This is a genomic window from Streptomyces sp. NRRL S-31, from assembly GCF_000718775.1.
Lineage (GTDB): Bacteria > Actinomycetota > Actinomycetes > Streptomycetales > Streptomycetaceae > Streptomyces.
Genome location: NZ_JOCB01000046.1, coordinates 1 through 20,323, shown reverse-complemented (window position 1 = coordinate 20,323; position 20,323 = coordinate 1). Strand labels below are relative to the sequence as shown.

Annotated in this window: 20 protein-coding genes and 1 pseudogene; 7 read left to right on the top strand and 14 right to left on the bottom strand. The window is 75.9% G+C overall.

The features are described 5' to 3' along the window. From IF37_RS0119270 to hypA, 3 genes are read left to right on the top strand one after another with little or no spacing between them, the layout of a single operon-like run. Positions 1–207: a hypothetical protein gene (locus IF37_RS0119270; protein ID WP_030743938.1), complete on the top strand. Its 207-nt coding sequence runs from the start codon at positions 1–3 to the stop codon at positions 205–207. A 29-nt stretch (positions 208–236) separates the two neighbouring features. Beyond that, on the top strand, positions 237–428 hold the full coding sequence (locus IF37_RS39520; RefSeq protein WP_052845249.1) for a hypothetical protein: 192 nt from the start codon (positions 237–239) through the stop codon (positions 426–428). A 7-nt stretch (positions 429–435) separates the two neighbouring features. Then, the gene (hypA, locus tag IF37_RS0119260; protein ID WP_030743935.1) at positions 436–786 is read left to right on the top strand and encodes a hydrogenase maturation nickel metallochaperone HypA; all 351 of its coding nucleotides are present in this window, start codon (positions 436–438) and stop codon (positions 784–786) included. A gap of 19 nt (positions 787–805) precedes the next feature. Here hypA and hypE read toward each other — a convergent pair whose 3' ends face one another. The 12 genes from hypE to IF37_RS0119200 all read right to left on the bottom strand — a co-directional run bounded on the left by hypE (position 806) and on the right by IF37_RS0119200 (position 15,276). Next, complete coding sequence (gene hypE, locus IF37_RS0119255; RefSeq protein WP_030743933.1) at positions 806–1,885, bottom strand: hydrogenase expression/formation protein HypE; 1,080 nt, start codon at positions 1,883–1,885, stop codon at positions 806–808. Beyond that, entirely contained in the window at positions 1,878–3,020 is a 1,143-nt protein-coding gene (hypD, locus tag IF37_RS0119250) for a hydrogenase formation protein HypD (RefSeq protein WP_030743930.1), read from the bottom strand. The genes hypE and hypD overlap by 8 nt, the downstream gene beginning before the upstream one ends. Beyond that, a complete protein-coding gene (locus IF37_RS0119245) occupies positions 3,017–3,307 on the bottom strand; it encodes a HypC/HybG/HupF family hydrogenase formation chaperone (protein WP_030743928.1) in 291 nt (96 codons plus the stop codon). Before IF37_RS0119245 ends, hypD begins: the two co-directional genes overlap by 4 nt. Before the next feature lie 3 nt (positions 3,308–3,310). Further along, positions 3,311–5,665, bottom strand: a complete 2,355-nt coding sequence (hypF, locus tag IF37_RS0119240; protein ID WP_030743925.1) for a carbamoyltransferase HypF — start codon at positions 5,663–5,665, stop codon at positions 3,311–3,313. Beyond that, complete coding sequence (gene hypB, locus IF37_RS0119235) at positions 5,662–6,387, bottom strand: hydrogenase nickel incorporation protein HypB (RefSeq protein ID WP_030743922.1); 726 nt, start codon at positions 6,385–6,387, stop codon at positions 5,662–5,664. The genes hypF and hypB overlap by 4 nt, the downstream gene beginning before the upstream one ends. Positions 6,388–6,447: 60 nt before the next feature. Beyond that, entirely contained in the window at positions 6,448–7,026 is a 579-nt protein-coding gene (locus IF37_RS0119230) for a hydrogenase maturation protease (RefSeq protein WP_030743919.1), read from the bottom strand. Further along, positions 7,023–8,732 (bottom strand): hydrogenase maturation protein, encoded by a 1,710-nt coding sequence (locus tag IF37_RS0119225; protein ID WP_030743916.1) that lies wholly within the window; start codon positions 8,730–8,732, stop codon positions 7,023–7,025. The genes IF37_RS0119230 and IF37_RS0119225 overlap by 4 nt, the downstream gene beginning before the upstream one ends. A gap of 66 nt (positions 8,733–8,798) precedes the next feature. Then, positions 8,799–9,167 carry a hypothetical protein gene (locus tag IF37_RS0119220; protein ID WP_030743913.1) on the bottom strand — a complete coding sequence of 123 codons (369 nt, stop codon included), beginning with the start codon at positions 9,165–9,167 and terminating at the stop codon, positions 8,799–8,801. A 132-nt stretch (positions 9,168–9,299) separates the two neighbouring features. Then, positions 9,300–9,827: a hypothetical protein gene (locus tag IF37_RS0119215; protein ID WP_030743910.1), complete on the bottom strand. Its 528-nt coding sequence runs from the start codon at positions 9,825–9,827 to the stop codon at positions 9,300–9,302. Positions 9,828–10,015: 188 nt separating this feature from the next. After that, a complete protein-coding gene (locus IF37_RS0119210) occupies positions 10,016–11,629 on the bottom strand; it encodes a hypothetical protein (RefSeq protein ID WP_037856758.1) in 1,614 nt (537 codons plus the stop codon). 4 nt (positions 11,630–11,633) lie between these two features. Continuing rightward, positions 11,634–13,802: an ATP-binding protein gene (locus tag IF37_RS0119205; RefSeq protein ID WP_030743906.1), complete on the bottom strand. Its 2,169-nt coding sequence runs from the start codon at positions 13,800–13,802 to the stop codon at positions 11,634–11,636. Between the two features lie 217 nt (positions 13,803–14,019). Then, the gene (locus tag IF37_RS0119200; protein ID WP_030743904.1) at positions 14,020–15,276 is read right to left on the bottom strand and encodes an FAD-dependent oxidoreductase; all 1,257 of its coding nucleotides are present in this window, start codon (positions 15,274–15,276) and stop codon (positions 14,020–14,022) included. 290 nt (positions 15,277–15,566) lie between these two features. Here IF37_RS0119200 and IF37_RS0119195 point away from each other — a divergent pair, with 290 nt between their 5' ends. Further along, positions 15,567–16,058, top strand: coding sequence for a DUF1360 domain-containing protein (locus tag IF37_RS0119195; RefSeq protein ID WP_030743901.1), 492 nt, complete (start codon positions 15,567–15,569; stop codon positions 16,056–16,058). 90 nt (positions 16,059–16,148) lie between these two features. Here IF37_RS0119195 and IF37_RS39515 read toward each other — a convergent pair whose 3' ends face one another. Then, on the bottom strand, positions 16,149–16,412 hold the full coding sequence (locus IF37_RS39515; RefSeq protein WP_052845242.1) for a hypothetical protein: 264 nt from the start codon (positions 16,410–16,412) through the stop codon (positions 16,149–16,151). Between the two features lie 174 nt (positions 16,413–16,586). Between IF37_RS39515 and IF37_RS0119185 the strand changes: the two genes are divergently transcribed. The 3 genes from IF37_RS0119185 (at position 16,587) to IF37_RS0119175 (ending at position 19,701) form a co-directional block, all read left to right on the top strand. Further along, positions 16,587–17,021 (top strand): DUF2267 domain-containing protein, encoded by a 435-nt coding sequence (locus tag IF37_RS0119185; protein WP_030743896.1) that lies wholly within the window; start codon positions 16,587–16,589, stop codon positions 17,019–17,021. A gap of 302 nt (positions 17,022–17,323) precedes the next feature. Continuing rightward, the gene (locus IF37_RS0119180; protein ID WP_253915803.1) at positions 17,324–18,409 is read left to right on the top strand and encodes an AI-2E family transporter; all 1,086 of its coding nucleotides are present in this window, start codon (positions 17,324–17,326) and stop codon (positions 18,407–18,409) included. 245 nt (positions 18,410–18,654) lie between these two features. Further along, complete coding sequence (locus IF37_RS0119175; RefSeq protein WP_106981805.1) at positions 18,655–19,701, top strand: aromatic acid exporter family protein; 1,047 nt, start codon at positions 18,655–18,657, stop codon at positions 19,699–19,701. Between the two features lie 12 nt (positions 19,702–19,713). Here IF37_RS0119175 and IF37_RS39510 read toward each other — a convergent pair. Then, positions 19,714–20,323 (bottom strand): annotated as a pseudogene (locus IF37_RS39510) (hypothetical protein); the annotation flags it as partial.

Here is a 20,323-nt window from a genome sequence, read left to right as displayed (position 1 = left end):
ATGGGCAGCATCCGAGTGGGCCGCGCCCAGGCGAAGCCCGACACCCCGACCCACGTGCGCGGACTGCACCAGGGCAACGCGGGTCCCTACCAGCAGCAGACCGGACACCACGAGGACGGCAGCTCCGACGCGCGCCGCTCCACCGGTATCCACTGGAAACGGCATGACGCCCTGGTGGAGGACATGCCGAACATCTCGCCGGGATGAGAGCAGGAAGAGAGCAGGAAGTGACCGTCATGAACATCGGCTTGAGGAGAAGCGGCACCGCCCGGACGGGGGTGTCGGGGCGCCAGCTCCTCGTGGCGCAGGCCGCGCTGGTCGGCGGCCTGATCGCGGCGCTGATCGTCAAGGAGCTGCCGGGCATCGTGCGCGAGGTGCGGATCTACCGGATGACCGGCGGGCTGCGCGCTCACCGCCGGTACCCGTGAGGCCGGCGTGCACGAGCTGTCGATCGCGACCGCGATCGTGGAGCGGGCCGGGGAGATCGCCCGGGCGGACGGCGCCGGCGGTGTCGCGTCGGTGACCGTCCGGGTCGGGGAGCTGGCGGGTGTGGTGCCGGACGCGCTGCACTTCGCCTTCGAGGTGGCCCGGGACGGCACGGCCCTCGCAAAGGCCCGGCTGGTGGTCGAGCGGGTGGCCGCGCTGGCCTGGTGCGGGGAGTGCGCCGAGGAGTTCGCGCTCGGCATGCCCCCGTTCTTCTGGTGCCCGCGCTGCGACCGGCCGTCGTCGGAGCTGCGCAGCGGACGGGAGCTGGAGATCACGGGCGTCGAACCGGCCCCGGCCTGACGGCCGGGGCCGGGGGGCGTCAGCAGATGCGCGGCAGCTGCTCGCCCAGTGGCAGGTCCACCACCCTGGTGCCGCCGAGTCCGGTGGCGACGACCACCATGCCGGGGTGGTCGGCCACGCACTCGCCGATGCGGGCCGCTCCGGCGCCCCGCGGGTGGGCGCGCATCGCCGCCAGCACGGCCTCGGCGTGCTCGGGCGGTACGAAGGCGACGAGCCGCCCTTCGTTGGCGACGTAGAGCGGGTCCAGGCCGAGGAAGCCGCAGGCGTTCGCGACCTCGTCCGGGACGGGGATGGCGCGCTCGCGCAGCCGGACGCCGGTGCCGGAGGCGCGGGCGATCTCGTTGAGGGAGGCGCCGAGGCCGCCGCGGGTGGGGTCGCGCAGGACGTGGATGTCCGGGGTGACGGCCAGCATGGCGGCGACGAGGTCGGCCAGGGGGGCGGTGTCGGAGGCGATCTCCACCCCGAACTCCAGCCCCTCGCGCACGCTCATGATCGCCACTCCGTGCAGGCCGATGGGTCCGCTGACGATCACGGCGTCGCCCGGCCGGGCGCGCTGCGGGCGGATGTCGACACCGTCGGGGACGAGGCCGACGCCGGCGGTGGTGACGTAGACCCCGTCGCCGTGCCCGGACTCCACGACCTTGGTGTCGCCGGTGGCGACGGTGACGCCCGCCGCCTCGGCCGCCGCGCCGACGGCGCGCGCGACGCGCTCCACGACGGACAGTTCGACGCCCTCCTCGAGGATGAAGGCGGTGGACAGGTAGGCCGGGCGGGCGCCGCTCATCGCCAGGTCGTTGACGGTGCCGTTGACGGCCAGGTCGCCGAGGCCGCCGCCGGGGAAGAACAGCGGCCGGACGACGTAGGAGTCGGTGGAGAAGGCCAGCCGGGCACCGCCGAGGCCGAGGACGGCCGAGTCGGTGAGGGCGGCCAGGGTGGGGTTGCCGTAGGCGGGTGCGAAGACCTGCTCGATCAGTTCGGCGGAGAGGGCACCGCCCCCGCCGTGGCCCATGACGACGACCGGCTGGTGGCGCAGGGGGGCGGGGCAGGTCCAGTTCGCCGGGTCGACGGGTGCCGCTCGGGTGGGGGCGAGGTCAGCCAACGGGGTTCATCTCCTCCTGCGGGACGCGCGATCCCTGGGGGGCCGGGCTGTTCAGCCGGCGGTAGAGGTAGTAGGCGGCGCAGGCGCCCTCGTTGGAGACCATGGTCGCGCCGAGCGGGGTGCGCGGGGTGCAGCTCGTGCCGAACGCCTCGCACTCGGTGGGTTTGATCAGCCCCTGGAGGACGTCGCCGGCCCGGCACACGGCGGGCTCCTCGGTGCGGATGCCGGTGACGTCGAAGCGGTGCTCGGCGTCGTAGGCGCGGAAGGCCTCGGTCAGCCGCCAGCCGCTGTCCGGGATGGGGCCGATGCCGCGCCAGTTGCGGTCGGTGACCTCGAACACCTCCTCGATCATCCGCAGGGCGGCCGGGTTGCCCCGCTCGCGCACGGCCCGGGGGTAGGCGTTCTCCACCCGGTGCTCGCCGCGCTCCAGCTGGTGGACGGCGCGGCGGATGCCCTCGAGGATGTCCAGCGGCTCGAAGCCGGTCACCACGACCGGCACGCGGTGCTTCTCGGCCAGCCGCGGGTACTCGGCGGTGCCCATCACGCTGCACACGTGCCCGGCGGCGAGGAAGCCGCGCACCCGGCAGGCCGGGGCCGTCATGATGGCCTCGATCGCCGGGGGGACCCGTACGTGGGACACCAGCAGGCTGAAGTTGTCCAGGCCGAGCCGGCGGGCCTGGTGCACGGCCATGGCGTTGGCGGGGGCGGTGGTCTCGAAGCCGATCGCGAAGAACACGACCTGGCGGTCCGGGTGACGGCGGGCGAGGTCGAGCGCGTCGAGCGGCGAGTACACCACGCGGACGTCGCCGCCCTCGCCCTTGACCCGGAACAGGTCCCGGTCGGTGCCGGGCACACGGAGCATGTCCCCGAAGGAACAGAAGATCACGTCGGGGCGGCCGGCGATCTCCAGGGCCTTGTCGATGACGTCGAGGGGTGTGACGCACACCGGACAGCCGGGTCCGTGGATCAGCTCCACCTCTTCGGGGAGGAGTTGGTCGATGCCGTGCCGGATGATGGAGTGCGTCTGGCCGCCGCAGACCTCCATCAGCGCCCAGGGCCGGGTGACCGTGGCGCGGATCTCGTCCAGCAACCGGCGTGCCAGCTCCGGGTCGTGGAACTCGTCGATGTACTTCACCGGGCCTCACTCCCGCTCTCCTGCCGGGACGCCTGCTCCCAGGCGTCGCCGAACTCCTCCTCCAGCAGTCCCAGTTGTTCGAACAGCTCCAGGGACGCCCGGGCGGACTCCTCGTCCAGGCGCTGGAGCGCGAACCCGACGTGGACGATGACGTACTCACCGACCCGGACGTCGGGCAGGTACTCCAGGCACGCCTGCTTCTGTACTCCGCCGAAGTCGATCAGCCCGGTGAGCGGGTCGGCGCGGTGGTCGATGGACACGACCTTGCCGGGCACTGCCAGACACATGGGTCACTCCGTCTCGTGGTTGACTGCTGTTCCCGCGACCATCAGCTGGCCGAGCGCCAGACCGCCGTCGTTCGGGGGGACCTCGCCGTGCCGCAGGACCGTCAGTCCCGCGCCGGCGAGCAGGGTGGCGCACTCCTCCTCCAGCAGGGCGTTGGCGAAGACGCCTCCGGTGAGGGCGACCGTGGTCAGGCCGGTCGCGGTGCGGGCGCGGTGGCAGATCGCCGCGACGGCCCGCGCGAGACCGCGGTGGAAGCGGGCCGCGAGGACCGGGGCGGGGGTGCCCCGGGCCCGGTCGTCCAGCAGCGCCGCGAGCATCGGCGCGGGGTCGCAGACGAGACCGTCCGCACCGCCGAGACCGAAGGGGTAGGCGCCGGTGTCCGCGTCCCGTGCCCGAACGGCCGCCGCCTCCAGTTCCAGCGCGGCCTGCGCCTCGTACTCCGCGCGGTGGCACAGGCCCGCCAGGGACGACACCGCGTCGAAGAGCCGTCCCACGCTGGACGTCGGCACGCAGGCGACCTGCCGTTCCAGTTGCCGCCGCAGCACCGCGCGTTCGGTGTCCGGGCAGGCGGCGACGCTCGGCAGGTCGTCCCGCCACGGCAGCCCCGCCGCCCACAGCCGGGCCAGCGCCAGCCGGCACGGGTTGGCGACCCCGGCGTCGCCGCCGGGCAGCGGGGCGGGGGCCAGGTGCGCGAAGCGCCGGTAGCGGGTGTAGTCGGCGAGCAGGACCTCGCCGCCCCAGACCGTGCCGTCGTCGCCGTATCCGGTGCCGTCGAAGGCGACGCCGATCACGGGCGTGCCGCCGTCCAGTCCGGCCTCGGCCATCGCGGAGGCGATGTGGGCGTGGTGGTGCTGGACGAACACCGGTGTGCGCAGGCCGAGTCGGACGGCCCGGGCGCGGGCCCGCCGGGCCGAGTGGTAGCCGGGGTGCCGGTCGGCCGCCACCCGGCGCGGGGAGACGGAGGTGAGGCGGGCGAGGTGCCGCTCGGCCCGTTCGGCGGCCTCCAGGGCGGTCAGCTCGCCCATGTCCCCGGTGTGCGGTCCGAACCAGGCGTGTTCGCCCTCGCCCAGGCAGACCGTGTTCTTCAGGTCGCCGCCGACCGCGAGCGTGGGCCCGACGGGCAGCGGGAGGCGCAGTGGGCGGGGGACGTAGCCGCGGGAGCGGCGCAGCACCTGTCCGGTGCCGTCGGGACGGACCCGGAGGAGCGAGTCGTCGCAGGGGACGGCGATCGGCCGGTCATGGCCGAGCCAGGCGTCGGCGAGGCCGGCCAGCCGGGTCAGCGCCTCGGCGTCGTCGGTGACGATGGGCTCGCCGGAACGGTTGCCGCTGGTCATGACCAGTGCCCGGGGGCCGGGGGGATCGCCGGGCAGCCCGAACAGCAGGGTGTGCACGGGGGTGTAGGGCAGCATCACGCCGACGTGCGGGCTGCCCGGGCAGACCTGCCCGGCGAGGCGGAGGCCGTCCGGGGGCGTGCGGCGGCGCAGCAGGACGATGGGGCGGCGGGCGCTGGTGAGCGCGGCCCGCTCGGCGGCGGAGAGCACCGCGATCCGTTCGGCCGTCGGCAGGTCCGCGCACATCACCGCGAACGCCTTGCCGCCGCGCTCCTTGCGGCGGCGCAGGGCGGTGACGGCGCGGGGGTCGGTGGCGTCGCAGGCCAGGTGGTAGCCGCCGACGCCCTTGACGGCGACGATCCGTCCGGCGGCGAGCAGCGCGCGTGCCGTGGCCAGCGCCTCGGCGTCCCGGGCCGGGCGGACGCCGAGGCCGGCGGCCGGGGTGAGCGCGAGGCGCGGGCCGCAGTCGGGGCAGGCGACGGGCTGGGCGTGGAAGCGCCGGTCGGCGGGGTCGCCGTACTCGCGGGCGCAGGCGGGGCACATCGGGAAGCCGGCCATCGTGGTGGCCGCCCGGTCGTAGGGCATACCGGTGGCGATGGTGAGGCGGGGGCCGCAGTGGGTGCAGGTGACGAAGGGGTGGCGGTGCCGGCGGTCGCCGGGGTCGGCCAGCTCGCGCAGGCAGTCGGCGCAGGTCGCGGTGTCGGGCGGGAGCTGGGTGCGGCCGGCGGCCCGCTCGGTGGAGCGGATGGCGAAGGGGCCCCGCTCGCCGGTTCCGGGCAGTTCCTCGCGGTGGATGCCGGTCACGGTGGCGAGGGGCGGCGGCTCCCCGGCGAGCAGGGCGCAGAAGCGGTCCACCGCCTCCGCCGGGCCCTCGACCTCGATCAGCACGCCGTCGCCGGTGTTGCCGACGAATCCGGCCAGGGCGAGAGAGGCGGCCAGGCGGTGCACGTGCGGCCGGAAGCCGACGCCCTGGACGGTGCCGCGCACGGTGAGCCGGCGGCGCACCGGTCCGGTGGCGGGTGCGGTCATGCGACGGGTGCGGCGGGGGTGTGGTGGTGGCCGTGGGGGTGCGGGGCGAGGGGCGGCCGGTGCGGCGGTGCGCCGTCGCGGGCGGCGAGGGCGCGCTCCAGCACGGTGTCGACGCCGGCCCCGGTGCGGGCGCAGGACCGTACGATCTCCACGCCCGGGTTGACCCGGTGCACGTTCTCGTGGAAGAGGCTCTCGTCGAAGCCGGCCGGGCCGGCGAGGTCGGTCTTGGTGATGACGACGAGATGGGCGGAGCCGAACGCGGTCGGGTACTTGAGCGGCTTGTCCTCGCCCTCGGTGACCGCCATCAGCACGATCCGCAGCGTCTCGCCGAGGTCGTAGGCGGCCGGGCAGACCAGGTTGCCGACGTTCTCCACGAAGAGCACGGAGGTGTCCGGCGGCAGCCAGTCGGCCAGTTCGGCGCGGACCTGGCGGGCCTCCAGGTGGCACAGCCCGTCGGTGAGCAGCTGCCGGACCGGGGCGCCGGAGCGGGCCAGCCGGGTGGCGTCGTTCTCGGTGGCCAGGTCCGCGGTGAGCGCGGCCACCGGGACCCGCCGCTCCACCGCGCGGGCCAGCACGCGGCCGAGCAGTTCGGTCTTGCCGCTGCCCGGGCTGGACAGCAGGTTGACCACGGTCACGCCCTGCCGGGCGAGGTCGTCGCGCAGGTGCGCGGCGAGGTCGTCGTTCTTCGCCAGGACGGCCTGTCTGACGTCGGACCGGCACATGGGCGCTGCTCCTCGGATGCGGTGACGGGGTCCGGGCCGCATCCGGTGCGGTCCGGGGACTCACCGATCTTCGGCTCCGCCGGGTGCGACGGCGGGCAGCGCAGCCGGTCGCGGGGTCCGGGATTCCACCGGGCGGCCCAACGGGGGCAGGGGCCCGGCGGGGTCGGCGAGGAGGGCGGGGACGATGGTGTGGAGCGCGTCCACGGCCCGGCCGACGGCGTCCCGCACCGGGGCGCTCAGTCCGGGCAGCAGGTCGTCGTCACCGGGCAGGACACCGGGTTCGCAGGCGAGGACGAGCACCCTGGGCAGCGGTTCGTCGCCCAGGTGCGTGGCCAGGGCCAGCACCTTGGCCGGGTCCATGCCGTGGGCCTCGGGCGGGACGGTGCCGTCGGGGGGTTCGGCCTCGATCAGGGTGAGGGTGCCGGGGCGGTGCCCGCGCGGGGCCGCGTCGACCAGGACGGCGGTGGCGGGGCCGGAGAGCAGGTCGTAGGCGAGGTCCAGGCCGCGGATGCCGTAGTCGCGCACCCGGACCTCCGGGGGCAGGGGGCGGTGCTCAAGGGCGCGGATCACCTCGGGGCCGAAGGCGTCGTCGGCGAGGAAGATGTTGCCGACGCCGGCCACCAGCAGGCGCGGCGTCACCGCGGGTCCCCGGCGGCCGGGGCGAGAGGCCGGGGCGAGCCGCCCGGCGTCTTGCGGACGAAGGCCGAGCGCAGGGCGTGGTAGGGGGCGGCGGGGTCGAAGAAGACGGCGTGCATGCGGGCCAGTTCGTCCTCCCGGTGGGCGGCGAGGGGGCGGTCCCGCTCGTCGGCGGCGCGGGCGGCCTCCTTCGCGGCGATCCGCCGGTCCAGGTCCCCGGCGGCGGCGAGCCCGGCCGCCAGCCGCTCCACCTCGGCCGGGAACCGCCCGGGCGCGGCCGGCACCAGCCGGTCCACCAGGCCGAGCCGGGCGGCGGTCGCGGCGCTGACCGGCAGCGCCTCGGTCGTCAGCCGGCGGGCCTCGCCGGGGCCGGCGCGGCGCGGCAGGGTGTACGTCCAGAACTCGGAGCCGTACAGGCCCATGCGCCGGTAGTGCGGGTTGAGGACGACGCCGGTGCGGCACCAGACCTCGTCGGCGGCGAGGGCCAGCATGGCGCCGCCGGCCGCGGCGTTGCCGGCGAGCGCGGCCACCACCAGCCGGTCCGTGGTGCGCAGTACGGCCTCCACGAGGTCGTCCATGGCGTTGAGGTTGGCCCAGGACTCCCGGGCGGGGTCGGGGGCCGCCTCGACGACGCCCAGGTGGATGCCGTTGGAGAAGAAGTCGCGGGGGCCGCCGAGGACGAGGACGCGGGTGGGGCGGGTGAGCGCCTCCCGGTAGGCGGCGAGCAGCCGGCGGCACTGGTCGGTGTCCATCGCGCCGCCCGGGAAGGAGAAGCCGAGGTGGCCGACGGCGCCGTGCTGCCGGTAGCGGATGTCGGTCCAGGTGCGCCGGCCGGGCGGGAGTTCCAGCGGGGCGGGGTCCTCCGGGAGGTCCGGGCCGGGCCGGTACGCGGCGAGCACCGAGGCGGCCGGGCGGCGGAAGGGCGCGGGGTCGCCGGAGTTCCTGCGGGGGCGCAGTTCGGGGATCCACACCGCGCCGTCCCGGGTGGCCCGGCAGACGGCGCCCGCCCGCTGGGCCAGCAGCTCGCCGGGACGGCCGCGGAGCCGGTCCTCGGGGTGTCCGCCGTGCAGGAACACCTCGCGGCCGAGGAGCTCGTCCAGGACGCCGGGCTGGGAGTCGGCGGCGCGCAGCTTGCCGAGGACCGTCTCGGTGTCGTCCCGCTCCCAGTCGATGCGGCGCCGCTGCTGCCGGTAGGGGTCGCGCCGGACGACCGTGACCGAGTCGTCGGTCTGCGGCAGCGGTTTGCAGGAGCCTTCGGCGTAGCGCCGTACGGCCGTCAGCACGGCGGTGACGGCGGCGTCGGAGGTCTCGTTGCGGTAGAGGTCGCTCTTGCCGACGGGCGGGACCGGGAACGGCTCGGCCGCCCAGATCGGGCCCGCGTCCATCACCGCCTCGGCCTCCAGGACGGTCACGCCCCACCGCGCCGCCCGGCCGGAGACCGCCCAGTCCAGCGAGGACGGACCGCGGTCGCCCGGGGGGCCGGGGTGGACGATCAGACAGGTGTGCTCCCGCCACACGTCCTCGGGCAGGGCGGTCCTGAGCATCGGCGCGACGATCAGGTCCGGGCGCAGCTCGGCCACGGCGGAGCGGACCGGGTCGGGGCCGTGTGCGGCGAGGACCACGTCGACCCGGTGTCCGAGGTCCGACAGTTCGGCGTACAGCCGCTGGGAGAGGCTGTTGAACGCGCTGGCGACGAGCAGGATGTCCATGCCACGGCATGGTCGTCGCCCGCGGGGGTGCCGTGAAGAACCGCCACGGCGTTTCACCGGTCCGTCTCAGGTCTCTTCCTCCATCCGGATCGCTTTGCGCAACTCCTCGAAGGCTTCGCTGCGGTTCTCCCGGTGCGCCTCCAGCAGGGCGGCGGCGATGGCGTCGAGCTTGCGCTGGACGGCGTGCTCGGCGCGCATCTCGGCGTTCTTCAGCAGGGCCAGGAGCAGCAGGGTGACCGCCGTCATGGACTCGCCCGCGAGCAGCAGCAGCTCCAGGGGCAGGCGGACGACGTGGGCGGCGGCGAAGAAGCCGACGAGCAGCAGGCAGAACAGGAAGAACACCGGCGAGCTGGTGAAGTTCGAGGCGTACTCGGCGAACTGCTCGAACCGGCCGCGGCGCGCGCCGCCGCGGTCCACGGGATTCTTGAAGGTCATGACCGGGCCTTTCCCCGGGGCGGGCGCCCTCCTCCCCGGGCGGGGCCCGCCGCGTGCGCTCCGCGGTACCCGCGCGGGCGGTGTACGACACCGCGGCCGGTCCGGCTCCGGGTGGTCGTCTCCCGGTCCGGCTCAGGCCGCGAGGGACCGTCCGGGGGCGAGGCGGTCCAGGAGCTGGTCCCGGTGGAGTGCGGCCACGGGGGCCAGCAGGTCGGGGTGGCGGAGCAGGGCCGCGGCGCGGCGGTCGCCCGCGTCGGGGTCGAGCAGCCGGCGGTACTCGGCCGGCGGGGCCGCGGGGTGCTCGCCGCCGGTGAGCGCGGCGACGGCGAGGACGGCCAGGCGGGGGTCGGTGAGCAGCGCGGCGGCCCAGCTCGCGACGACCTCGTCCACCCAGGTGCGCCACGCCCACTCCTCGGGCGGGTGGCCGTCGGCCGGTTCGGCGCCGGTCATCCAGTCGAGGCGGGCCGCGCCTCCGGGTCCGGCCAGGGTGACCAGGCCCGCGTCGATCTCGGTGGGGTAGCGCAGCCGGGCGGCGACGGTGACCGCCTGCCGTGCCTGTGCGTCGCACAGCGCGGCGGCCAGCGCGCCGCCGCCGGCCGGGTAGGCGACCGTCAGCCAGCGTGCCGTCGCGGCTATCAGGGGGGACAGATCAGTGAGCACAGCCGGGCCGTCCGAGGGGCGAAGGGGTACGGGGGTGCGGGGGCGAAGGGGTGCGGGGGGCCACGCCACGGTAGCCCGGCCGCCGGGGCGCCCGGGAGGGAGTGCGAACCAGGTCATATGTGACCTGACCCATGCGGCCGGTCGGCACGGGACGGTACGGCCCGCCCCTCCGCGTCGCCGGGTGCCGGTCAGGGAGTGCGGCTGGGGATGACGCAGTTCTTCGGCTGGGCCCGGCCGGTGGGCCAGCCGAGGCCGACGAACTTCACCCTTCCCCCGGCCGCACGGCCGGGATCCAGCTCGACGACCGCGACCGGCTTGTCGTACGGGTTTCCGCCGCTGGTCAGGCAGATCAGGCCGCTCGTGCCCCGCACCCGGTGCCGGGACTGGAGCCGTGACCACTCCCTGCCGACGTCCTCCAGGCCGGGCACCTGGTCGGCGCCGCCGCTCTGCACCTGGTGCAGTGCCGTGCCGATGGTGAGCATGCCGTCGTACACGAGCATCGTCCGGGAGTCCTCCAGGTTCGGCGGGGAGGCGAGCCCGGTGCGGCCCGTGTCGGCGATCAGCCTCTTCAGTTCCGCCAGGGACCGGTCGGGTTCGGCGAGGTACTGGGGCTCCTCGTGCCCGGCGGGCTCGCGGCCGTGGGTCCGTTCCCACCGCTTCCTCCAGGCGGCCAGTTCGGTGCTCCAGGCGTCCGGGTGCGCGGGGGCGGCGTACTGCACCGTCACCTTCGCCTCGCCGTCCGTGCCGCGCAGCCGCCGCCAGTCCTTCTCCGACATGTTCTGCCGCAGCGAGGCGGCGTCGGAGCCGCTGATGATGGTGTAGTGCCGGTGTCCGCAGCCCACCTCGGCGAGCTTGAGCGCGAAGAGCCGCAGGTGCAGGGCGCGGCCGGCGAAGTAGACGGTGTCGGCCTCGGTGTCGCAGATGTTGTTGGCGATCTGGGTGAACTGGTTGCCGGTGGAGCCCACCTCGTCGATCGCCGGGGAGGTGAAGGGCATCGCGGCGGGACCGGCCGGCCCGCTCTCCTCGATCCGGTCGAAGGCCTTCGCCAGCGACTCGTCGTAGCTGTCCCGGCGGGTGTCGTGGACCAGCACCGTCCTGCGGTCCTCCCGGCCCCGTTCGCCGTTGAAGCCGGCCAGTGCCTGGGCCACCTCGTAGTTGGTGGGTATGATCCGGGCCAGGCCGGGGAAGGCCGGTTTCGCCATCCCGTCCGGCCCGTCCACGTTCGCGATCCGGTCCCCGGTGATCCGGGAGCCCAGCACCGGCACCTCGTGTTCCGTCAGGCGTCTGACGGCCTCCTCCGTGGCGTCGAGGCTGAGGTTGAAACCGGTGACGGCGCGCAGCCGGTCCTCGGAGGAGTCGGCCATCCGCAGCAGGGTGTCCACGACCGCCGACTGGTGCCCGTAGTCCCGCCCCGGGTTGGCCAGCACCAGCCGTATCTTCGGCGGCTCCCCCTCCCCCTCGTTGGCCTTCAGCTGTCCCAGGTACGCGCCCGTGAGGTCGCTGCGGATCTGCCCCCGCAGCGCCGGCCGGTCCGTCTGGAGCGGCATCATCATCGCCACCGTCACATGGGGCAGCTTCTCGATCCGCTCGTTCTCCCGCGCGATGGCGCGGACCACGTCCTCGATTCCCTTCGTACCGAAGTCGTAGCCCGTCCCGTCGACGCCGACGCACTCGCCGCCGATCCGCTCGACGCCCTCGGCGCAGGTGTCCGGGCGGTGCAGGACGGACCAGCCGAACCAGCTCCCCGTCACCACGACCGCCGTGGCCAGCAGCGCGTAGAGGAACTTCTTCCACCTGGGCATCCCGTCATCTCCTCCGCGCGAGCTGGTCGGTGCAGGCGCAGCGCAGCAACGGCTGGTCGTGCTCCGCCAGTGCGCTCCAGTCGGTGGCCGTCCTGCCGAGCTGCCCGGCGCCCTCGAACTCCATGATCGACAGGAGGTCCAGCAGCTTGGCCAGCGTGCGGGCCGTCTCCCGGCCGGTCGGCCTGGTCCGTTCCTCGCACAGCCAGACCGCGTGCAGCAGCTGGTCGACCGTGCGGCGCAGCGCCGGTCCGTCGACGGCCACCAGGCCCTGGGCGCGCTCCCGGCGGGTGTCCGCACCGCCCGGATACGGCGCCTGGGCGATCTCCAGCAGTTCCGCGCACCACTCCTGGGGACGGCCGGGCAGCGTGCCGGCCAGGTGGCGGGCCACGTCGTCGGCGCCGCCGGAGACCAGGTGGTGGTTGAGCCGGTGCGCCGTGACCGAGCGGAACGCCGTGCCGCCGGGCGCCGCCCCGTCCGCCGCGCGCGCGGTGTAGTGGTCGCGCAGCAGGTGGTGATCGGCGTACCAGGCGGCGCCGTCGGCGGACAGCCCGTACAGCCGGTGCACCAGCAGCTGGCGCAGGCCGAAGTCGCCGATGAAGTGCCGTTCGCAGCCGGGCCAGCCGGTGTCGGCGAGCAGCTCCGCGACATGATGGGCCGTCAGCCGGTGGACCCGGCCCGCCTGGTGGTGGCGGAGCAGGACGTCCGCGCAGTCCTTGTCGTGCGCCACGGACAGGTGGGTGAGCAGATCGAGCCACTGGTCGTGGTGTTCGGCCGGCAGCCGTACCGGCAACTGCTCCAGGATCAGCTCCCGGAGCAGGACGTCCGCCACGGGCCGCTCGGCGGCGCCGTCGTCCGGGAGGCGCAGCGGGGCGTCCAGGATGTCCCGGTCGTTGGCGTCCGCCGGCATCCGGAAGCCGGCGGACGCGGCGGCCAGCCGGATCACCATGTGCGGCCGTCCGCCGCTCAGCCGGGCCACGGCGGCGTCGACGCGGCGGCGGCTCGTGCCCCCTTCCGGCTCGGCGCGCCGCTGTCGGCGCTCGGTCTCCAGCCGCACCTGGTCGGCGGTGAGCAGCGGCATCCGCAGCAGGAGCACCCCGTCGGCCAGCGGCGCCCGCTCCGTCCCGGAGCCGGCACGCCGGGACCACGTGGGCGGCACCCCGTCGGCGGGCCGGAACTCCGCCGGGGGCGGCAGCTCCCGGGGCGGCAGGCCGCCGTACAGGAAGGCGCCGCCGTCCGCCCGGCGGGCCGTGCCCACGACCACCACGCGGTCGCGCCGGCCGCCCCGGCGGTCGGTGAGCACGGCGCGCAGCAGCTGCTCCCCGAGGGGCGTCTCGGCGCGGTCCAGCAGCACCGCCGGGCGGCCGACCCGGCGCAGCCAGCCGACGGTCCCCGCGTACGCCGCCTCCAGGTCCTCGCGCAGCGCCCGGAAGAGGAAGCTCTCGGCCAGTTCGCGCTCCTCGCCGCCGGCCCGGAAGTCGGCGGCGAGGTCACGCAGCCCGTGGTCGGGCTGGCCGGCGGCGCCGGGGTACGCCCCGTAGATCCGTGCCAGCTCCGTGCGGCCCCGGGGCGCCAGTCCGTCGAAGAGGGCGTCCACCAGCGCGGTGCTCACGGAGGCCGCGTACGGGTCGAGGGTCCGCACGGACAGGGTCGTCAGCAGGTTGCGCATGGCCCCGCGGAGCGCGCCGCGCCAGAAGTCGCCCGTACCGAGGCCCCGCAGGCGCTGCCGCTGGAGCAGTTCCTCGTACCGCTGGACCTCCGCCGTGACCGCGTCGGGGGTGCCCTCGGCGACCTGGGTGGCGATCACCGCGAGGCCCGCGAAGAGCCGGGGGAAGGTGAAGGAGCCGCCCGTCCCCTGCCAGGTGGACAGCCGCCGGGCGGTCTCGGCCAGGACCTCGGTCGCGGCCGAGCGGGCGCCCGGTTCCGGTTCGGCCCGGTCCGCGTAGACCGACGAGCCGCAGTCCAGGTAGATCACCGGCACCTTGGCGGCGAAGCGGTCCCGAACCGCGCGCAGCAGCCGCCCCTTGCCCATGCCCGGGCCCCCGGTGAGCAGCACCACGGGGAGGTCGGGCTCGTACAGCGCTTCCCGGCCGGCGCCCGACGGTGACCGTCCGAGCAGTCGTGCGAAGAAGCCGTCCTCGTCGAGGAGTCTCTCTAATCCCAGCTCATCACACACGCATCCCCCGTGGATTTCTCCCCCGCTGCGCAGCGGGTGACCATGGTGGCGGAAGAAGGAGAGTAGTGGAACACGAAGCCCTGTGTTCGGACAACGGGGCTCACCGGAAAGGAAGTTGACGGGTCCGGCGCGACGGTCACGGGCGCAGTACGGCCGTCACGGGCGCGTGTACGGCTGTCACGGGCGCCGTGCGGCGGTCACGGGCGCCGTGCGGCGGTCACGGGCGGTCCGCCGGTGCCCGGTGCCGGACCGCCTCGCCGGGGGGCCGTTCCCGCAGGGCGCCGTACGCGAAGAAGTACGCGGGCAGGCGGCGGAGCCAGGGCGAGCCGGCGACCAGGCCCGCGACGCGCCGGGCCCGTTCCGCGCCGCCCAGGGGCGGCCGGCCGCGCAGCACGGGCGCGATGAACCGGGCATGCGCCGTCCGCTGGAGCGCCTGGGTGGCGACCGTGGTGGGACGGCGGCGGCGCTGCACCCGGCGTACGTCGCCCAGCCGGACCCTCCCGCGGCGCAGCGGCCCGGCCAGGTGGCGGGCGGTGGCCACGGCGTCCTGCACGGCGAGGTTGATCCCGATCCCGAAGACCGGGGACATGGCGTGCGCCGCGTCGCCGATGCAGAGCAGACCGGGGCGGTGCCAGCGGCGCAGCCGGTCCAGGTGCACGTCCAGCAACTTGACGTCGTCCCACGAGCGCAGGGCCGGCGTGCGGGCGGCGATCCAGGGGGCGGCGGCGGCGAAGTCGGCGCGGAAGCGGTCCAGCCCGGCCGCGCGGCGCTCGGCGTCGGTGCCCTTGGGGATGAGCGCGGCGCACTGCCAGTAGTCGCCGCGGTCGATCATCGCGCTCAGGAGCCCGCCGCCGGCGCCGCCGACCAGCCCGGACGGGTCCTCCGCGCGCCGCGGCAGACGGAACCACCAGGCGTCCATCGGGCAGGCGAAGCGGCGCAGCCCGAGTTCCGGCCGGGAGCGGGCCAGCGAGCCCCGGCCGTCGCAGGCCACCGTGAGGAGGGCCCGCAACTCGCCGGTGCGGCCGTCGGCGGTGCGGTAGCGCACCCCGGTGACCCGTCCGGACTCGATCAGGAAGGAGGTCGCCTCCGTGTTCATCCGCAGCCGGAAGGAGGGCTCGCGCCGGGCCTCGTCGGCCAGCAGGTCCAGCAGGTCCCACTGGGGCACCATCGCCACGTAGTCGTAGGGGCCGGGCAGGACCGAGAGGTCCGCCACCGTGACCGCCGAGCGGCCGGCGCCCACCGGCAGCCGGAGGGTGCGCACCCGGCGCTGCGGCAGCCGGGCGAAGCGCTCGGCCAGCCCCAGTTCGTCCAGCAGCGCAAGGGTCGACGGGTGGACCGTGTCACCGCGGAAGTCGCGCAGGAAGTCGCCGTGCTTCTCCAGCACGGTCACCTCGACGCCGGCACGCGCCAGCAGCAGGGCGAGCACCATACCCGCGGGACCGCCTCCCACGACACAGCACGTGGTCTTCTCCATCGCCGTCCTGCCCTTCGGGCGCGCGGTAATTCACCGTCCGATGAATAACGTAACGCTCCGGTCCGGCCCGCACAAGGTCCGGGTGGCCTGCGCGGGCGAGGTCCGGACCGCCGCGCTCGAGGCCGGGCCCGTCCCGCCGCGGGGTCGCGGGACGGGAGTCGTGGGGGCGGGGGTCGCGGGACGGGAGTCGTGGGGCGGGGTAGCGGGGCGTGTGTCGCCCCCGGGCACGGGGGAACTCGTCCGGCGCCCGGAAGAGGGCCGGACCCACGCCGGGGAGGTCGGGAGGACCCATGACTACGGACGCCGTTCGCTACGACGACCGGGGCGACGTGCCCCTGGGCGGATACGCCGCCCTGGCCTCGCTGTTCGTGGCGGGCACCGGTACCTTCGCGCTGGTGGCCAGGCGCCGGGGGGTACGGCTGCCGCGGGAGGTGCCCCCGTGGGACGTGGCGCTGCTGGGCGCGGCGACGTACAAGACGTCCCGGCTGCTGACCAAGGACAAGATCACGAGCTTCCTCCGGGCCCCGTTCACGCACCGCGCGGACGAGGGAGAGGGGAGCGAGGTCATGGACGAACCCCGCGGCACCGGGCTCCGGCGGGCCGTCGGCGACCTGGTCTCGTGCCCGTTCTGCACCGCGGGCTGGGCCGCCGGTGCGCTGGTGTGCTCGTACGCGGCGGCGCCCCGGTTCACCCGGCTGCTGTGCGGCGGCCTCGGCGCGCTGACCGTGGCGGACTGGCTCCAGTACGCCTGGACGTCCACCCAGCGGACGGTCGAGGGCTGAGCGGAGGGCCGCCGCCGTCGGGGGCCCTCCGCCGTCACCGGGCGTCCCCTCGGCCGTAGGGTCCCCTCGGCCGTACGGGGTCGTCGTCCGTCACTCGTCGTCCGACGCGCTGGTCAGCTCCACGGCCGGCACGCGGTCGTGCCGGAACAGCTCCGACGCCGGCGCGTGCGGGTCCGCGGTCCCCTCCAACTGCAACAGCACCCGCGCGGCGTCGTCGGCGCGGCCGGGCAGCCGTTCCACCTTGACCTGCGCGATCCGGAAACCGCGCCGGGTGCGGGTCTGCATCGGACGCGGCAGCAGCGCGGTCCCGGTCCGGTGGGTCAGCCGCGCGCGTCCGCCATGCGCACCTCGCACGTCGCTCGGCCGATGTCCCGCTGCGGACACGTACCCCGTGACGGGCGGCCCGACGCGGCCGGGCCGGGAGCCGTGCCGTCGTGAGCCGCGGGCGGACGCGGGGTACCCGGCCACCGGCGCGACGCCCGCGGGACGGGCGCGCCGTGAGCACATCGTCCGGAAGGGGACGGTCTCATGCGGCACGACGAGATGATCGGGAAGGTGCAGGCGCTGGCCCGGCTGCCCGACCGGAAAACGGCCGAGCGCGCCGCGCACGCGGTCGTCAGCACACTGGCGGAACGGCTGCCGTCCGGGCTGGCCCGGCACGTGGCCGCGCAGCTCCCGCCGGACATGGCGGCGGCCATGGTGGAGGCGGCCGGGCCGTCCGCCGGGACGGACCCGGGCACCGCGGGCGAGCGGTTCGGGCTGACCGCCTTCGTGGGGCGGGTCGCCGCCCGGGCCGGCACCGACGAGGACACGGCCCTGCGGGACGCCGCCGCGGTGCTGGAGGTGCTGGACGCCGCCCTCGCCCCGGAGCTGACCGACCGGGTGGCCGGGGCGCTGCCCGCGGACATCCGGGAACTGCTGCCGGTGGGCCGCGCGGAACCGGACACCGGCCGGCCCGGCTGACGGGCACCCGCCGCTCGCACGGGCCCCGGGTCCCGTGCCGTCGCCACGGCCGGTCCCGGTACCGCGCGGCTTCGCCGGACCGGCAGGCCGTCCCGCTGCTCCGCCGGGGCCGCGCGCGGGCGCGTTGGACGCGCCGCCACGGCGCCGTGTGCTTACCGTGCTGTGGAGGTGACCGGCCGTCACCCGGGCCGGCCGGGAAGGAGGCGGGAGCGGTGGAGGGCGATGCGCGCCGGCGGACGGGCTCCCGGCCCGGCCCGCGCCGGTCGGGAAGCACGGTGCTGGGCAGTCGCCCGGCGCACGCCGTGCGGCTTCCGGTCCCGCCCCGCCCGGAACCGCCCGCGCCGCCGGCCGAGCGGACGGTGCCCTGGCTGCGGGTGGCCGCGGCCTACTCCTGGCGGCTGCTCCTCGTCGGTGCCGTCGTCTACGGCGTGTTCAGCGTCCTCGGCAGCTTCCAGCTCATCGCCGTCGCGCTGTTCCTCGCACTGGTCGTGACGTCCGTGCTGCGTCCGCTGACCGATCTGCTCGCCCGGTTTCTGCCGAGGCCGCTCAGCGTGGCCGTGGCGCTGGTGGGCAGCCTGCTGTCGCTGCTGGCCCTGCTCGCGCTGGTGGGCACCTCGGTGGCGGGTGAGTCGGCCCGGCTGGGGGACGAGTTCCGCGGCGGTGTGCACCGGATCGAGGAGTGGCTGCGCCGGCCCCCGTTCCGGCTCGGCCCGGGCGCCCTCTCCGGCTTGCAGGGGCAGGTGACGCACTACCTCTCGGCGCACCGGGCGGCGTTGCTCAGCAGCGCGGTCGACGAGCTGGGCCGGGTGGTGGAGCTGGTCACCGGCGGCGCGCTGGCGCTGTTCGCCTCCGTCTTCTTCCTGCACTCGGGCGAGCGGCTGTGGGGCTGGGCGCGGGACCAGCTGCTGCCGAGCGGTGCCCGGTCCGCGTGGGACCGGGCGGGCCGGGCGGCCTGGCGGACCTTCGCCGGGTACACGCGCGGCATCATCATCGTGGCCGCCGCCAACGCCGCACTCGTGGGCGTGGGCCTGTTCGCGCTGCGGGTGCCGCTCGCGCTGCCGCTGACGCTGCTGGAGTTCTTCGCGGCGTTCGTGCCGCTGGTGGGTTCACCGGTGGCGCTCGGGGTCGCCACCATCGTCGCGCTCGCCGGGCGCGGGCCGCTGACGGCGGCGGGGGTGCTGGTGCTGATCGTGGTGATCGGCCAGTTGGAGGGGCATGTGCTGCACCCGCTGGTGATGAGCTGGGCGGTGCGGCTGCACCCGCTGGTCGTGGCCGTGTCGGTGATCGCGGGCAGCATCGTCGCGGGGGTGATCGGCGCCGTCGTGGCGGTGCCCCTGGTGTCGGTGGTGTGGGGGGTGCTGAAAGCGCTCCGCGCGGTGCCGCCGTGAGCGGCCGGACGCGCGCCCGCCCCGGCGTCGTACCGCTCGGCGCGGCGCGGCGGCACCGCGCCCCGGCTCCATGAGCCCTGACTGACCGAAGGAGGCGGGCATGGGCCGGCGCCGGAGGTGGCACCCGGGTCGGCGTGCGTGGGATACGACTGACCTGGCAGAAGGCGCAGAAGGTACGGCATGACCTGTCGGCCGCGGGGCGCGCGGCGCGGCGGGCCTGGACGGGGCCCGGCCGGGAGCGGGACATGGCCGTGCAGGCGGGCAAGGCGGCGCTGGCCGCGTGGCTGGCCTGGGCGGTGGCGGGCTGGTGGCTGCGGGCGCCGGTGGCGTTCGTCGCGCCGTGGGTCGCGGTGGTGCTGGTCGAGTCGACCGTCTACCGGTCCATCACGCGCGGCCTCCAGCAGCTCGGCGCGATCGCGGCCGGCACGGTCGTGGCCACCGCGGTCGGGCTGCTGCTGGACAGTCCGGAGGCCGCGATGGCGATCGTGCTGCCGCTGGCGATACTGCTGGGCCAGTGGCGGCGCCTGGGCAGCCAGGGCATCTACGCGGCCACGGGCGCCCTGTTCGTCCTGACGGGCGGGCCGGTCAGCGTCGCCACCTCCACCGCCCGGCTCACCGAGGCCCTGTTCGGGGCGGTGGTCGGCATCGGGGTCAACGCGCTGGTCCGGCCGCCGCTGTATCTGCGCGACACCCGGTCCGTGCTGCGGGACGCGACCGAGGAGGCGCACGACATCCTGCGGGCCGTGGCGGACGGGCTGACCTCGGACCGCTGGGACGCCGAGGAGGCCGCCGCCTGGCACGACCGCGCCCTGCGGCTGCGCCGGCTGGTGGAGCAGGCCCGCTCGGCGGTGGAGTGGAGCCGGGAGAGCCTGCGCGTCAATCTGCGCCGCCGCCGTCCCGGTGTCGTCGCGCCGCCCGGCAAGGAGTACGACGACGCGCTCGTGGTCCTGGACTACGCGGCCGTGCACACCGCGGGGGTGACCCGGACGGTGCTGGAGGCCGCCGCCGAGGACCGCCCGGCGGCCCGGCCGCACCCCGGGCTCGCCCGGCGGTACGCGGAGTTCCTGTGCCGGACCGCCCGCGCGCTGCGGCTCTACAGCCACAGCCGGTTCGGCGACGCGTGCGAGGACGAGCTGCGCGAGGCCGTGGCGGAGCTGCGCGGCACCCTCGCCGAGCTCCGCCGCGACCTGGTCCGCTCCACGACGGACGACCCCGACGAGGTCGCCACCTACGGCGCGCTGCTGGCGCAGGCGCACCGGCTCTCCGACCAGTTGCTCGCCTCGGGGGCCTGAGGGCGCTCCGGGTCAGTCGACCGTGGCGCCGTCGAGGACCGCCTCGACGTCCCCGGCGGCCGCCGGGCCGGCCGTGCCGGTGGTGATGCCGAGGAGGAACGAGGTGCGCTCGCCGTCGACCGTCACCACCGTCATCCGCAGCCGCGCGGGGCCGTCGGCACCGTCGATCCGCAGGACGGCCGTGTGCGCCGGCCGGCCGTCCAGGACGGTGGCGTGCGACTCCGCCAGGGTGGCGGGCCGGTCCGGGAAGAAGAACTCGGCGTTGGACCGGGCCGCGGACTCCGTCGCCCGGCCCAGTCCGGCCCGGGGCACGGTCTGTCCGGCGCGCCCCGCGAGCACGGTGCCGCCGGTCTCGGCGGACCCGGCGGTGACCTCGCTGATCCGCGAGGAGAACGCGCCGATCAGCTGCCCGTCCTCGGCCGTGTCGTGCCGCCAGCCGTCCGGGACGCCGTAGGAGAGGCCGGCCCGGCCGTCGGTGACCCGGGGCCGGCCGGCGAGCGGATCGCCGTCGCCGCCGCCGTGGCCCCACCGGACGGCCGCTGCCGTGCCCGCCGCGACGAGCAGCAGTGCCACGAGCCCGGCCGTCGGCCGCCACCGGAACCGGGACCGGGCCGGCGCGGGC

Coding starts and splice junctions, on each gene's coding strand:
- IF37_RS0119210 (WP_037856758.1), bottom strand. CDS start 11,629: ATGCCCAGGTGGAAGAAGTTCCTCTACGCGCTGCTGGCCACGGCGGTC.
- IF37_RS0119245 (WP_030743928.1), bottom strand. CDS start 3,307: ATGTGTCTGGCAGTGCCCGGCAAGGTCGTGTCCATCGACCACCGCGCC.
- IF37_RS0119175 (WP_106981805.1), top strand. CDS start 18,655: ATGGCCGTGCAGGCGGGCAAGGCGGCGCTGGCCGCGTGGCTGGCCTGG.
- IF37_RS0119220 (WP_030743913.1), bottom strand. CDS start 9,167: ATGACCTTCAAGAATCCCGTGGACCGCGGCGGCGCGCGCCGCGGCCGG.
- hypB (WP_030743922.1), bottom strand. CDS start 6,387: ATGTGCCGGTCCGACGTCAGACAGGCCGTCCTGGCGAAGAACGACGAC.
- IF37_RS39520 (WP_052845249.1), top strand. CDS start 237: ATGAACATCGGCTTGAGGAGAAGCGGCACCGCCCGGACGGGGGTGTCG.
- IF37_RS0119270 (WP_030743938.1), top strand. CDS start 1: ATGGGCAGCATCCGAGTGGGCCGCGCCCAGGCGAAGCCCGACACCCCG.
- IF37_RS0119200 (WP_030743904.1), bottom strand. CDS start 15,276: ATGGAGAAGACCACGTGCTGTGTCGTGGGAGGCGGTCCCGCGGGTATG.
- IF37_RS0119195 (WP_030743901.1), top strand. CDS start 15,567: ATGACTACGGACGCCGTTCGCTACGACGACCGGGGCGACGTGCCCCTG.
- IF37_RS0119225 (WP_030743916.1), bottom strand. CDS start 8,732: ATGGACATCCTGCTCGTCGCCAGCGCGTTCAACAGCCTCTCCCAGCGG.
- hypF (WP_030743925.1), bottom strand. CDS start 5,665: ATGACCGCACCCGCCACCGGACCGGTGCGCCGCCGGCTCACCGTGCGC.
- IF37_RS0119185 (WP_030743896.1), top strand. CDS start 16,587: ATGCGGCACGACGAGATGATCGGGAAGGTGCAGGCGCTGGCCCGGCTG.